Genomic DNA, 13,013 nt, shown 5'->3' on the forward strand with positions numbered 1-13,013 from the left:
CTTCCACACTCTTTTTTCTCTGAATTTTTCCTTATTTCCCTCTTGACTTCATACCACTGGACTCTGCCTTGCAGTTCTGGATATCCTCCGTAAGCTGCCCAACTCTCTGCGCAAAGGGAGCAGGGCAGGGATTTGGTGTAGAAAAAGTTATTTCCTACGCTGACCATCACGTCCACATGGCCACTCTCCACCAGCCTTTGCCGGAGCTGTCGGTGGCAGAGGAGGCCATGACAAAACCTGCCCGGCCCTCCTCATTCAGGTAGGAGTAAAAATAGGATATCCAGAGGTAGTTTGCGTTCCCTACCTCCTTGGCCTTGTTGACGGAGAGCAGGCCAAAGGGCAGACGTCCTGCGCTCTGGGTGGATTCGGAATTCACCTTATCCACATTGAAGGACGGATTTGCCATCACATAGTCACTGCAACTGTCCAGATTGTGGGTGTCGTGGTAAAAAGTGTTGGCCTCCATGCCGGCGGCGCTGACGAAGTCGCCAGGCTGGACAAAAATGCCGCCGCTGCCACAGGTGGGGTCAAGGAGTACGCCGCCCTGGGGTTCCAGGATGTTGACGATCATCTTGACCAGAGACTTCGGTGTGAAGAACCCCCCGTCGTCCTGGGCAATGTTCTTGGCGAATTTGTTGAGAAAGTATTCATAGATGCGCCCAATCACGTCGCCGCCCACCTCATCTAGGGCGCTGCTATTGAAAATGCGTAGCAGTTCCGCCAAAAGCTCGTCAGAGAAAATGGTATAATCCTTGGGTAGGACGCCCGTCAGTTGCTCCAACTGGGCCTCCACCAGTTCCATGGCATTGTTGGCCTCCACAGGCAGAACCCGCCCGCCGCAGACAGGACGGTTTTTCAGGATTTCTTTCTCCACCAGTTTGAAGCGGCTGTATGCGTAGCACAGAAAAATCAGGCCCAGCATCGGCATACAGCATTGATTGGAGGTCAGCTTGGAGCCGGCCCGGAACCAATCGGCGGCCTCCCACAGATCAGATTTCAATTTTCTAATGTTGACACAGGTCTGTGCCTCCAGGATTGCTGGGAACCGCGGTCAAAACATCCGCAGATTTCGACATTTATTATATACGTTTGCAGCAATATTTTCAATCTGTTTACACTATTCCGAAAAGAATTTGTAAACTATGCCATCTCAGTCGCCACGGCCAGGACCTTACCAATGCTTTCAAAGACATCATGTTCTGTGTTTCCTGTTTCAAGGAAAAGCAATTCTCCGATGCTCCGATACACAGGAACAGATTGTTACTTCGTCTTCAGATAAGCTAAAATATCCGCCGCATTGGTGTCTGGCTTCACTTTGGGCATTACCTTTTCAATCATACCGTTCTCATTGATCACAAAGGTGGACCGCACCACGCCCATGCTCACCTTGCCGTAGAGCTTTTTCTCCTGCCACACTCCGTAGGCTTGGATGGCGGTCAGTTCCGGATCGGAGAGCAGGATGAACGGCAGCCCGTGCTTCTCCGCAAACTTCTGGTGGGAGGCCGCTGAATCCTTGCTGACGCCAATGACCACCGCATTGATTTTCTTGAACTCCTCATAGGCTCCGGCAAAAGCGCAGGCCTGACGGGTGCAGCCGGGAGTGTTGTCCTTAGGGTAGAAATACAGCACAACTTTTTTACCCGCAAAATCGGTCAGGGATACCGGATTGCCGTCCTTGTCCGGCAGGGTAAACTCCGGGGCTTTCGTTCCAACTTCCAACGTTTTGTTGCCCTCCCGTCTCATTGGTAAATCTGTATAACAATTCAGGCAGCCTTTACTCCGCCTCTGTCTCTTTCATTTCCAAGCACGCCGCCTCAATTTCCGCAATCTCTTCCGGGGTATACAGTGTTGGGAACCGTCTCAAATAGTCCTCCCAGCCAAACAACAATAAGTCTGTTGTTCCTACGCTCCGAATCAGAATTGGACTTTCTCCGTTCTCGACCCGTTCCATGACAGCATCTACATCCTGTTCCAACTCTTCTCTGGTGACAGAGGGAAGTTTTTCTATGTCTATCCTGCTCCGAACAAACTCCCGGCGCACCCAAGATTTTACAATATCTGCGTTTTCCGGCTCACCGCAAAAACAGACAAATGCCCGCGCCAACTGTTCTGGTAAAATGCCCCTGACCTCACACCAATCCATAATCTTGCGGCTCAGCATTTCATCTACCTCAACAGATACTGTCGCCGCATCATCCCTGGGTTCAGAGGGAATTTTCAACATTGCTTGTATGTTTTGGAGTTCTGCAATTTCCAGCGAAACGGGCAAAATCTGCACCTCGCATTTTTGGGTATTGGGGTCACGGAAGATAACAAGCGTCATCTGTCTGTGCAGTGGTAACAGGTCTACGATTTCAAAACGTTCCATTTTTTGCTCCTTTGCTCTGACGCTGTGTCTTAAAGTACCATCACTATATGCGTTCTAACCACAAATGTAAAGAAAGTGATTCGAATCGGTTAGAATGATTAGAACCATATAGTCGGCAATGGACTAGCGTTGAATATCCAGCGAGTCGGCAGTGGGAAGTGTAAACAAAAAATGGGCGAATTGCAGACGCTGATCCACAAAAATTAGAGCGAAATATGCCGCTGCTGTCACAGCTTTGGGTGTCAGTCAATCATTTCGGTATTTTCAAAAGCACTTAGTTCCGTAAAATCATCCCTTGAGTGGGCAAACCCCCGTCTTAAATAGTCCAAGCCTCCGTCTACACTACAACTGCCGCACTTGCAGGTAACAAAATCATGCCTGTATGTGGATTCAATGATATCCCCACACAGATTGCATCGTATTGCGTTCCGGATGATCTTTCTCATAGGTCCCTCACAAAAGCGGTCAAATTTTTCTTCTATTATAGCGCAAAAAGCCCCTTATGGCAATGATGCAGTTAAAACCCCGCATTCCGCAGCTCCTCCATCATAGCCCGGCGGCGGATGTACCGGGTGCGCCAGTCCTCCGCCAGCTGTGCCGCCCGCTCTGCCCCGCCCGGGTAGTTCCTGAGTTTTTTCAGATAGCGTGCCAACTCCTGATACCGCTTTCGGTCGGACGCCGCCGCTGCTTCTTTGGTCAGAATACAAGCGTATGCCTCCAGCATCTCGTTCGGATACCGCTTTTTCAGAGCCGCTTCATAGCGGTCCAGAATAGAAAGACTCCCAGCCGCAGCAACCGCTTCCATCAGCCGCTCCCAAAGCCCCTCGGATTCCATAAGCTCCAGCCTGTAGTAATTTCGCCCGGAAAGATACCGCTCTCTGTACTCGATCCACTGCGCCGGCGCACACGCTTTCTTCAGGCGGTTCAGCATCTCCATACCGCCGGAGGACAGAACAAAGACATGATACTCCAGCTCCGCGATCAGCTTGTCCCGCCGTCCCTGCCGCTCGTACAGGTCCGTCAGCCATTCGCTGTACCCCGCCACCAACCCTCGTTTGTCGCGGTCGGCAGACTTGCCCTCCTCCAGCAGGCGAATCGCTTCATCCGTCTTCCCCTCATCAAGCGCCTGCTGGACACACAGCTTACGGATATTGGAATAGCTTGTGTACCGGTTTAAAAATGCGTCCAGTTCCTCCTTTGGCGAGGACAGTTTTTTCATCAAATCAAAACGACACGTCAACAGTTTTTCTATCTTATATTCACTGGAGTAATCTTTCTTGCCTGATAAGGTAAGCGCGGAAATCTGCTCATCTACCAACGCCAATTTCTTTTCATCAAAATACTTCCCCGCAAAGTGTGAAAACACCATTTGCGACGCAAATTCCTGGACAAACCATTCCTCTTGGTCTGACTTGGCACAGCCGGCCAGAAGATCGAATATCTTTTCGGCAACGATCTCATCTGTGGCGGCCAGGACATCAACGCACATATCCTCCATTGCCTCCATGACCAGCCCGTATTCGCCGTTGGAACCGTCTATGCCGTAACCGGAATATTCCCGCAGCGCATCCACCCCGGCCTGGAACGCCAGCAGAGGTTCATTCCGGGCCAGCAGCGTTTCCGTCTGCCGCTGAATATGATCCGCAATCGCCTCTGAGAACGCTCCCGCATGGTAATAGTCTATGTAGCCATCTCTGTCTGCGTATTGCCTCCCAATGAAGGTCAGCTCTTTTCTCAGCGTTTTCATACATTCATCCAGAGATGTTTTCCCATATCGAAGGAGCAGCGCCCTGTAAAGTTTCTCATCTGCGGATACCAATTCTGTCAGCAGCGGGCGGAGCTGGCTGTCAGGAATTTTTTCCACAAGACTGGCGGGAGTCAGACACTCCTTTTTTGCCGGGGCTTTCTTCTTGGACGGTTCGGCAGCGGCCACCGCGAACAGGACCGCCGCCATGTGCTTACAGGCATTTCCATCCTCCGCATAGGGACAGTCACAAATCATATCCTCAATGGAGTCCCCATCCAACAGGATCTCCACCTCATATTCCTCCGTGCCTTCCACAGTGGCGGTGTAGCTGTCCTCTGTGCGCTCCAGATCTGAGACCCGGCCCTCATCAAAGTAGGTCCGGCCCCGTTCCAGAATGTGGGGCTGAAACCAGTTCTTCCAGGATCCCATTTGCATCATTTCCAACTCCGTTCTCCTATGAGGTCATTCCGTTTCCCGACTTCAAGTATCTCTTCAGTAAAAATGCGCAGAAGTATGGAAACGTATAGATATTATCACTGTATCCGATGTTTCCCCCGGTGAGCTTGATTCCGTGGGAGATATCGCTGTATTTTTCGCTGGAGATCAGCGTGCGCAGGGACTTGGCCCTGCCGTTGGTGGCCTTGACCTCCACTGGGATCAGTTCTGAGGCGGTGCGGACGAAAAAGTCCTCCTCCAGCGTAGAGTCCTCCCGCTTATAGTAGTACAGCCCGCATCCGCTTTTCACCAGCGCCTCTCCCACGATGTTCTCATAGAGAGCGCCCTTGTATACCCCCAGGTTTTTATTGGCCCGCAGATCCTCCTGGGCTTCCTCGTCCAACATGGCCACCAGCAGGCCGCTGTCGGCAAAATACAGCTTATACTTGGTCTCCTCGTAGTTGCCCTTAAGGGGCAGTTCCGGGAAATTCAGGCAATAGCAGATATTCACCATCCCGGCGTCACTGAGCCACTCAATGCACCCTCGGTAGTCCTTGAACCTTGCCCCGGAGGCCACCTTGGAAATCTGGAATTTCTTGTTATCCTTGGCCAGCTGAGGCGGGATCTGATTAAATACGTTGAGGATGCGGCCCTGATCCATCCCCTCTGCGTATTTTCGAATATCCTCCTTGTAGTCGGCGATAAGCTGCCGCTGAATATCCAGAGAGCCCTCAAAAGTGCCCCGCTCCACATACTCCCGCACCACCGCCGGCATCCCGCCCAGGATGCAGTAATCCAGAAAAAGGGAGTTACAGACGGACAGCTCCAATTCGCTGAAGGGTGTCAGTGTCCTCATATGGCTCAGCAAATCCGCAATGAACCCGTCATCATAGCCCTTCGCCCAGAGAAACTCCTCAAAATCCATGGAATACATCTCGTAGTCTGTTTTGTAGCCCACGCTGTTGCTCTCAATTTTCCGGTAATTGATCCCCAGCATGGACCCGCTGCAGATCACATCAAAGCGGCCGTCAATACAGAAAAACTTCAAAGCGGTAGCGATATCGGGAAACTCCTGAAGTTCGTCAAAGAAGAACAGCGTCTTTCCGGGCGGGAACCGCTTGCCAGGGTCCAGGCGGGAGATGTTTTTGACAATATCTTCAGTCTTATAGCCGTCGGCAGTGATGAGCTTGTACTTCGGCTCCTCAACGAAATTGATGTAGATCACATTTTCGTAGCTGTTCTCAGCAAACCGCCGGACCGACTCCGTCTTACCCACCTGCCGGGGACCTTTAACGATCAGCGGCTTGTGCCGGGGCGCAGCCCTCCACTCCGTTAAGAAGCTGTCGATTTTACGTTTCAGATAGCACATGGGCAATTCCCTCCATCGGTATCATTGATCATAGTATACTCCAGCAGAGAAAGAATTACAACTGATTCACAAAAAAATGAGCGAATATTTTTTTATGTACACAAAAATATGAGCGAACTTTTTACCCCGTATTGCAGAAATCAGAGCGAATTGGGCGATATAAAATATGCTCGCCTCAAAGCACAGCATACAAAAACACCAAAAAAGTTATCAAAATTACCAAAAACCCGTTTTTCAAAAATTTGGAAGCCATAAAAGCCCCTTAAAAACCGGACTCCTTCCCCTCAAAGTTAAGCAGGAGCATTACAGACATTTTCATCTGCAATACTCCTGTTTTATGGGTCGATTCACCTAAATAAGTAATTTTTTGTCACAGTTTGTCAAAATGCGTTTTCTGTGTTTTAAGATGGTGTAGTTACAGCAAGGTCGTTGGCGGCCTCCATCTTGAACTTGTTCATAGCCTCGCGGGCGTTGGGAACCATAATCTTATTGCTATTGCTGTTAGACATGACTCGTCTCTCCTTTTTCAATCTGTTTTTGTTTCGGTTGGATGGAACATCCGCTTATAGCTTTGCCGCGGATCCCGGAGATATACCTGTTCGCCGTCATGCCTGTTTTTACTAGTTTTGCCGCTCAAATCCAGAAACAAATCACAAGAGGGCTGGCGCGGTGAAGCCGCAGCTGGGATTCAAACAATGCTTGCATCTTTCCTCGTTTCGTATTAGGATAGTGGTATCCTGGCAAACTAACCCAAAGATTGGGGGAATATCATTTGAATTACGAACAGACCCTGAGCCGCCTGTGCGCCCTGTCCGGGCCCAGCGGCTTTGAGGAGCGCGTGACGGGGGCGGCGGCGGAGCTGCTCCGGCCTCTGGTGGACGAGGTGTATTGCACCCGTCTGGGCAGTGTGGTGGGACTGCGCCGGTGCGGGCGGGACAACGCCCCCAGGCTGCTGCTGGACGCCCACCTGGACGAGATCGGCTTTATTGTCACCGGACACGAGGAGGGCTTTCTCCGCTTCGCCCCCCTGGGCGGGGTGGACCCCCGGATGCTCCCCGACCGGGAGGTAGTCCTCCTCACCGACCCGCCCGTCCACGGGGTGGTGGCCTGCCTGCCCCCCCACGTTCAGACCGCTGAGGATATGGACAAATCTCTGCCCATCAAGGACCTCTATATCGACGTGGGCCTCAGCCAGGAAGAGGCGGAGCGCCGCATCCCCCTCGGCACCCCGGCCACATATCGCGGGGGCTGCGCCCCTCTGGGGGAGAACCTGCTCAGCGGCAAGGCCCTGGATGATCGGGCAGGCTTTGCCGTCCTGCTGGACGTGCTGGAGCAGCTCAAGGGCAGAGAGCTAAAGGTAGACCTGTACGTCTTGGGCTCCACCCAGGAGGAGACCCACAGTACCGGAGCCATTACCGCCGCCTATGAGATCGCCCCCCGGATGTGCGTGGCGGTGGACGTCACCCACGGGGACAGCCCGGACGCCTCCAAAAACGAGACCTTCAAGCTGGGGGGCGGGCCGGTCATCGGCGTGGGGCCCAACTGCGCCCGGTCCCTGTCGGGACGCTTGAAGGAGCTGGCGGTCGAGCTGGACATGCCCGTCCAGACCGAGGTCATGTCCGGCTCCAGCGGCACTAACGCCTGGCCCATCCAGGTCAGCCGGGAGGGGGTGGCCACCGCCGTGCTGTCCATCCCAGAGCGGTATATGCACACCCCGGTGGAGGCAGTCAGCAAGCAGGATCTGGAGAACACCGCCAAGCTGCTGGCCGCCTTTGTGGAGCATTTCGGAGAGGAGGGCGCGTCATGCTGAACACCTTAAAAGAACTGTGCCTGCTCAACGGCGTGTCCGGGGACGAGGACGAGGTGCGTCGGTATATCACCGCGAAAGCGGTGAAACACGCCGACCACCTCCACGCCGATTCCATCGGCAACCTGATTGTCTTTAAAAAGGGAGCAAAGTCCACCGGAAACAGGCTGATGCTCTGCGCCCACATGGACGAGGTGGGGGTGATCGTCACCCGCATCACCGACGAGGGTTTTCTCAAGTTCGACTTTGTGGGCGGGGTGGACCGGAGTGTTGCCATCGGCAAGCCGGTGGTCATCGGCCACAACAATGTCCCAGGTGTAATCGGCCTGAAGGCCATCCACCTGACCGGCAAGGAGGAGCGGAAGAAGGCCCCCAAGACGGACAGCCTGTATATTGACATCGGTGCCAAGGACAAGGAGTCCGCTGAAAGGCTGGTGGAGCCGGGGGACTACGGCGCCTTCGTCTGCCAGCCCGAGGAGTTTGGCGACGGCCTGTTCAAGGCCCGGGCCATCGACGACCGGGTGGGCTGCGCCGTGATGCTCAAGCTGCTGGAGGAGGAGCTGCCCCTGGATGTGACCTTCGCCTTCACCGCCCAGGAGGAGGTGGGCACCCGGGGGGCCTTCGGCGCGGCCTTCTCCGTCACTCCGGAGATCGCCCTGGTGCTGGAGACCACAACCGCCGCCGACCTGCCCGGTGTGGAGAACCACCGCCGGGTGTGCGCCCCCGGCAAGGGGCCAGTGATCTCCTATATGGACGGGGCCACCATCTACGACCGGGAGCTCTTCGAGACCCTGCGCCGTCTGGCGGAGGAGAACGGTATCCCCTGGCAGACCAAGGAGTATATCGCCGGAGGCAACGACGCCCGCACCATCCAGCGCACCAAGGCGGGGGTGAGGGTGGCCGCCCTGTCCGCCGCGACCCGCTATCTCCACGCCCCCGCCAGCGTGGGCAGTATCGCGGATTTTGAAAATATGCTCAAGCTGACCCGGCTGTTTCTGACCGAGATGGCCCGGCGGCTGGACGAGGGGGAATAACAATGAACAGACAGACTGCGGAGCAAAAAGCGATTAAAATTCTGAAGCAGGTAGTGGACGCCCTGGCGGAGAAGCGGTATGAGGACATCCCCAAGCTTGTGGAGCTGGAGGAGCACATTCAGGAGCCGATGGAGGAGTTTGTAGCGGAGGTATATCGGATGTGGGGCTGGGAAGAAATTCCGCCCATCGACCCCTGGACCGAGGAGCGGGTGACCATCCCCACAAATCCCTGCTATCAGCAGCTGAACTTCTTCCACTTCGACAACGGCAGCGGCTTTGCTGTGGACTACGAACTGGCCAGAGGGGGAGAGCTGAGCGATATGACCCTGCAAATGGAGTTTCTCTATGAGGGCGAGGGCCTGCGGCCCGTTTTTCTGGATTTACATGTGCTGTAACCTGATTTGAAGGAGGAACTTATGGAACTGATCGAAATTTTAGAGGCCCTGAACCGGACCCACGGCCCCTCTGGGGACGAGGGCGGCATCCGGGGGAAAATTGAGGAGCTGGCCCGGCCCTTCGCCGACGAGATTGTCACCGACACCCTGGGCAACCTGATCGTCCACAAAAAGGGGGCGGGCCCCAAGGTGATGTTTGCCGCCCATATGGACTCCATCGGCTTCATTGTCACCCACATTGAAAAGGAGGGTTTCCTCCGGGTGGGCCGGCTGGGTGGCATCTCCCCCAAGGAGGCGGCCTACAGCGCCGTCCGGTTCAAGAACGGCGTGCGTGGGGTGTTCGTCCCCGAGGAGAAGGCCGATTTCAGCAAGCTGAAGCTGGACGAGTGCTTTATCGACATCGGCGCGGCCGACGAGGCCGAGGCCAAAACGCTGGTCCAGGTGGGGGATACCTGCGTCTATGACGGGCCGGTCCGGGTCCAGGGGAGCCGGGTGACCGCCCCCTATCTGGACGACCGCCTTGCCTGCGCGGTCCTCCTGTGCGCCCTGGAGCGGATTAAGGAGCCCGCTTATAATCTCTCTCTGGTCTTTACCGTCCAGGAGGAGGTGGGCCTGCGGGGGGCGCGCACCGCCGCCTGGTGGGTGGACCCGGATATCTGTGTCGCTGTGGACGTCACCGACGTGGACGACACCCCCGGCTCGGAGAAAAACGGCACCGCCCGGCTGGGCGGGGGTGCGGCGGTAAAGGTGATGGACTCCTCCGTCATCTGCCACCCGGAGGTGGTAGCGAAGCTGGAGGAGATTGCCAAAAGTCAGAGCATCCCCATCCAGCGGGATATCATGCGCTCCGGAGGCACCGACGCCGGAGCCATCCAGAATGCCCACTACGGGGTGAAAACCGGGGGCGTCTCCATCCCCTGCCGGTATATTCACACCCCGGCGGAGACCGCCGACCTCCGGGACGCGGAGGCCTGCGTCCGGCTGGTCACAGCCTTTGCCCAGACATAGAGAACGCCCGGCAGGCACAGCCTGCCGGGCGTGTTTATCTACTCTTCCTCGTCGTCCAGCTCGTTTTCAATCAGATCGTCCACCATGGCCCAGGCGGCAATATCCTGGCACTTCTGCCGCAGCTTCAGCTCCTGGGACAGGGTCTCCAGCTCCTCGCTGTCCGTCTGCTCCACCGCCTCCGGGACGGCGGGCTGCCTGCGCTTCTGGAGGGCCTGGGCATACAGGGCCGCGCCCACCCGGGCCAGCTCCTGCTCCCCCTCCGACTGCTCGTCCCAATGAGGCTTGGGCTCAAATTTGTCCTGCATTCCGCAGCCCCCTTTCCGCTGTATAGATTATCGGCAGAAAGGGGAAAAACTTTACCTCTCTACAGCCCTACAGCATCTCCCGCAGACGGTGCGCCTCACCCGTCAGTGTCAGCCCCTCCGCTCTCCGGGATACCGGAGGCCTCCGGGGCGCTCTCCCCGGTCTCTGAGGCGCTGCCGCCGTTTTTGTCCTCGTCATCCAGAACGCTCTCGCACTCCTCGTCGTCCTCCTTGGCCATGCCGCGCATGGAGACGGCCAGCTTGTAGCCCTCCGGATCGTGCTCCATCAGATACCGCTCGTCCTCCGGCGGGACCCGCTTGCCCCGCATCATATTCATGGCGATTTTCAGACACTTCTGCTGTACGTCCAGCTGCTCGGACAGGGCGTCCAGCTTGTCCTCCTCGGTCTCCATAAAGCCCAAAATGCCGCCGTCCTGGTCCTTTTGCTCTCCGCCGGACAGCAAAGCGGCCTGAGCCCTGGCGCGCTGCTCCTCCATGTTCTCCACCAGCTGCCGGGACAGCTCCAGCCGGTCGGTGGAGGGCCGGGCCGGACCGGCCGCTCTGCGCTCCTCCCTCTGGGCCGGGCGGGCGGCGGAAAAGCCGGTGTTTTTCCCCCTCAACATACGCTGGATTTCCATGACCTCTGCCCCCTTCCTTATATTCTTATATATCAGATATCGGCAGAGACGGGAAAAACTTTACCTCTTTCCAGCACCACGGGGAGCTTCCGCCGGACAGCCAGCCGCCCCGGCTCCACCGCGCACTCCAGAGCCAGCACCTCCACCCCCCGCTCCGCCGCCCGGCGCAGAGCGGCGCCGAACTCCGGATGGGTGGTGTCGTTGGGCTCCACATGGTCCATCCCCGCCATCTGGACGACGAAGCACACCCCCGCCTCGTATCCCGCCTCCCGGGCCCCGGCCAGCTCCTCCAGGTGCTTCACCCCCCGGAGGGTGGGGGCGTCGGGGAAGCGGGCCGTGTTGTCCTCCTCCAGGGTGACCCCCTTCACCTCCCAGAAGCCCCGGCGGGCGGAGGCTTCCCAATAAAAGTCGAAGCGGGAGCCGCCATAGACCGTCTCCGGGCGCAGCAGCTCGGGGACAAAGCCCAGCCCTCCCCCCGCCGCCCACTCCCCAAAAACCCTGTTGGGGGCCTGGGAGTCCATATTGATGAGCAAGGTGCCGGATGGACGGACCTTCTCCACAGCGATCAGGTCATATCTGGTCTTGCGCGCGGGGTTGGCGCTCTCCTCCAGCCAGACCTTCGCCCCGGGCAGGAGCAGCTCCCGGCACCGGCCGGTGTTTTTCACATGGCAGACCTCTGTCTGTCCCTCTATCTCCACGTGGGCGATAAAGCGGTTTGGCCGGGCCTGAAAAATTCCCGGTAAAATTTTTCCGTAGACCATCTTGCTATTTCTCCTGTTTCCCGATATCATGTAGGGGCGGACAAACACCTTCCGCCGGTACATTGCGTATGTGTAGGGGCCGACGACCTCGGCGGCCCGTTTTCTTGGCCATCTTCTGCAAACGGCGCGCCGGGGTCGTCGCGCCCTACACGCCGGTTCAGGCAGCCACAGGCCATCTCTGCACAATCATACACCAACCTGGAAAGAGAGACAAGACCCATGAAAAAAGCCTGCCTTCAGATCATTGCCGCCGCCAGTCTCTGGGGCTGCATCGGCCTGTTTTTGAAGCTGCTCACCGCCGCCGGCCTCACCTCCATGCAGGGGGTGGCCCTGCGCTCTCTGGCGGGCTGTCTCTCCTATGGGCTGTTTCTCTTTTTCACCGACCGCTCCGCCCTGCGGGCGGACCCCCGGGACTGGTACTGGTTCTTCGGCACCGGGGTGTGCTCCCTGCTCTTCTTCAACTGGTGCTACTTCAACGCCATCACCCTCAGCTCCATGTCGGTGGCGGCGGTACTGCTGTATACCTCCCCTGTCTTTGTCACCCTCATGTCCGCCCTGTTCTTCCGGGAGAAGATCACCCCCGTCAAAATCACCGCCCTGATTGTCACCTTCGCCGGCTGCGTGCTGGTCACCGGGCTGTTCCCCCTGGGTCAGGCCCCCATCTCCCTCCAAACCATCCTCTTCGGCCTGGGGGCCGGCTTCGGCTACGCCCTGTACTCCATTTTTGGCAAATTCGTGCTGAAAAAGTACTCCCCTGCCACCGTCACCTTCTACACCATCCTCACCAGCGCCCTCTTCTCCCTGCCCCTGTCGGGCCTCCACACCAACCTGGCCGCCCTGGCCGACGGGCGGGCCTGGGCGGGGGCGCTGGGGGTGGGAGTGCTGTGCTGCGCCCTGCCCTACCACCTGTACACTTCCGGCCTGAAGGACGCCGAGCCGGGCCGGGCCGCCATCCTGGCCACCGTGGAGCCCTTCGTGGCCGCCGGGCTGGGCATCCTCCTCTTTCACGAGGCGGTCACCCCCTGGAAGCTGCTGGGCATGGCGGCCATTCTGGGGGCGGTGCTGCTGCTGAACCTGCCGGAGAAGAACCGGTAGGGGGCGGTCTCTGCGCCGCCCCGAGAGCACAACGATAAAAATGGGGCGGCACAG

The 13,013-nt window shown here is 57.2% G+C and carries 14 protein-coding genes; 5 read left to right on the plus strand and 9 right to left on the minus strand.

The features are described 5' to 3' along the window. Positions 1-166: 166 nt before the first annotated feature. The 6 genes from D1641_RS12740 to D1641_RS12765 form a co-directional block, all read right to left on the minus strand. On the minus strand, positions 167-1,000 hold the full coding sequence (locus tag D1641_RS12740; RefSeq protein ID WP_243149383.1) for an N-6 DNA methylase: 834 nt from the start codon (positions 998-1,000) through the stop codon (positions 167-169). 260 nt (positions 1,001-1,260) lie between these two features. Continuing rightward, positions 1,261-1,719, minus strand: a complete 459-nt coding sequence (bcp, locus tag D1641_RS12745) for a thioredoxin-dependent thiol peroxidase (RefSeq protein WP_347707434.1) — start codon at positions 1,717-1,719, stop codon at positions 1,261-1,263. Between the two features lie 55 nt (positions 1,720-1,774). Then, complete coding sequence (locus tag D1641_RS12750) at positions 1,775-2,368, minus strand: hypothetical protein (protein ID WP_160666297.1); 594 nt, start codon at positions 2,366-2,368, stop codon at positions 1,775-1,777. Between the two features lie 517 nt (positions 2,369-2,885). Then, a complete protein-coding gene (locus tag D1641_RS12755; RefSeq protein ID WP_160666299.1) occupies positions 2,886-4,553 on the minus strand; it encodes an SWIM zinc finger family protein in 1,668 nt (555 codons plus the stop codon). A gap of 16 nt (positions 4,554-4,569) precedes the next feature. Next, a complete protein-coding gene (locus D1641_RS12760) occupies positions 4,570-5,919 on the minus strand; it encodes an AAA family ATPase (protein WP_160666301.1) in 1,350 nt (449 codons plus the stop codon). A 401-nt stretch (positions 5,920-6,320) separates the two neighbouring features. After that, positions 6,321-6,428 (minus strand): small, acid-soluble spore protein, alpha/beta type, encoded by a 108-nt coding sequence (locus D1641_RS12765; protein WP_160666303.1) that lies wholly within the window; start codon positions 6,426-6,428, stop codon positions 6,321-6,323. Between the two features lie 263 nt (positions 6,429-6,691). Here D1641_RS12765 and D1641_RS12770 point away from each other — a divergent pair, with 263 nt between their 5' ends. Genes D1641_RS12770 through D1641_RS12785 form a run of 4 tightly spaced genes read left to right on the plus strand, consistent with a single transcriptional unit; the run spans position 6,692 to position 10,163 of the window. Beyond that, the gene (locus D1641_RS12770; protein WP_160666305.1) at positions 6,692-7,729 is read left to right on the plus strand and encodes a M20/M25/M40 family metallo-hydrolase; all 1,038 of its coding nucleotides are present in this window, start codon (positions 6,692-6,694) and stop codon (positions 7,727-7,729) included. Further along, entirely contained in the window at positions 7,723-8,760 is a 1,038-nt protein-coding gene (locus tag D1641_RS12775; RefSeq protein ID WP_160666307.1) for a M42 family metallopeptidase, read from the plus strand. Before D1641_RS12770 ends, D1641_RS12775 begins: the two co-directional genes overlap by 7 nt. A gap of 2 nt (positions 8,761-8,762) precedes the next feature. After that, on the plus strand, positions 8,763-9,155 hold the full coding sequence (locus tag D1641_RS12780; protein WP_160666309.1) for a hypothetical protein: 393 nt from the start codon (positions 8,763-8,765) through the stop codon (positions 9,153-9,155). 21 nt (positions 9,156-9,176) lie between these two features. Continuing rightward, entirely contained in the window at positions 9,177-10,163 is a 987-nt protein-coding gene (locus D1641_RS12785; protein ID WP_160666312.1) for a M20/M25/M40 family metallo-hydrolase, read from the plus strand. Positions 10,164-10,201: 38 nt separating this feature from the next. Here D1641_RS12785 and D1641_RS12790 read toward each other — a convergent pair whose 3' ends face one another. From D1641_RS12790 to sfsA, 3 genes are all read right to left on the minus strand, one after another. Next, complete coding sequence (locus D1641_RS12790; RefSeq protein ID WP_160666314.1) at positions 10,202-10,468, minus strand: hypothetical protein; 267 nt, start codon at positions 10,466-10,468, stop codon at positions 10,202-10,204. A 95-nt stretch (positions 10,469-10,563) separates the two neighbouring features. Next, positions 10,564-11,103 carry a hypothetical protein gene (locus D1641_RS12795; protein ID WP_160666316.1) on the minus strand — a complete coding sequence of 180 codons (540 nt, stop codon included), beginning with the start codon at positions 11,101-11,103 and terminating at the stop codon, positions 10,564-10,566. 32 nt (positions 11,104-11,135) lie between these two features. Further along, the gene (gene sfsA / locus D1641_RS12800; protein ID WP_160666318.1) at positions 11,136-11,864 is read right to left on the minus strand and encodes a DNA/RNA nuclease SfsA; all 729 of its coding nucleotides are present in this window, start codon (positions 11,862-11,864) and stop codon (positions 11,136-11,138) included. 219 nt (positions 11,865-12,083) lie between these two features. Here sfsA and D1641_RS12805 point away from each other — a divergent pair, with 219 nt between their 5' ends. Next, positions 12,084-12,959, plus strand: coding sequence for a DMT family transporter (locus D1641_RS12805; RefSeq protein WP_160666320.1), 876 nt, complete (start codon positions 12,084-12,086; stop codon positions 12,957-12,959). Positions 12,960-13,013: the final 54 nt, after the last annotated feature.

This window comes from Colidextribacter sp. OB.20 (assembly GCF_009911595.1).
Classification (GTDB): Bacteria; Bacillota; Clostridia; order Oscillospirales; family Oscillospiraceae; genus Lawsonibacter.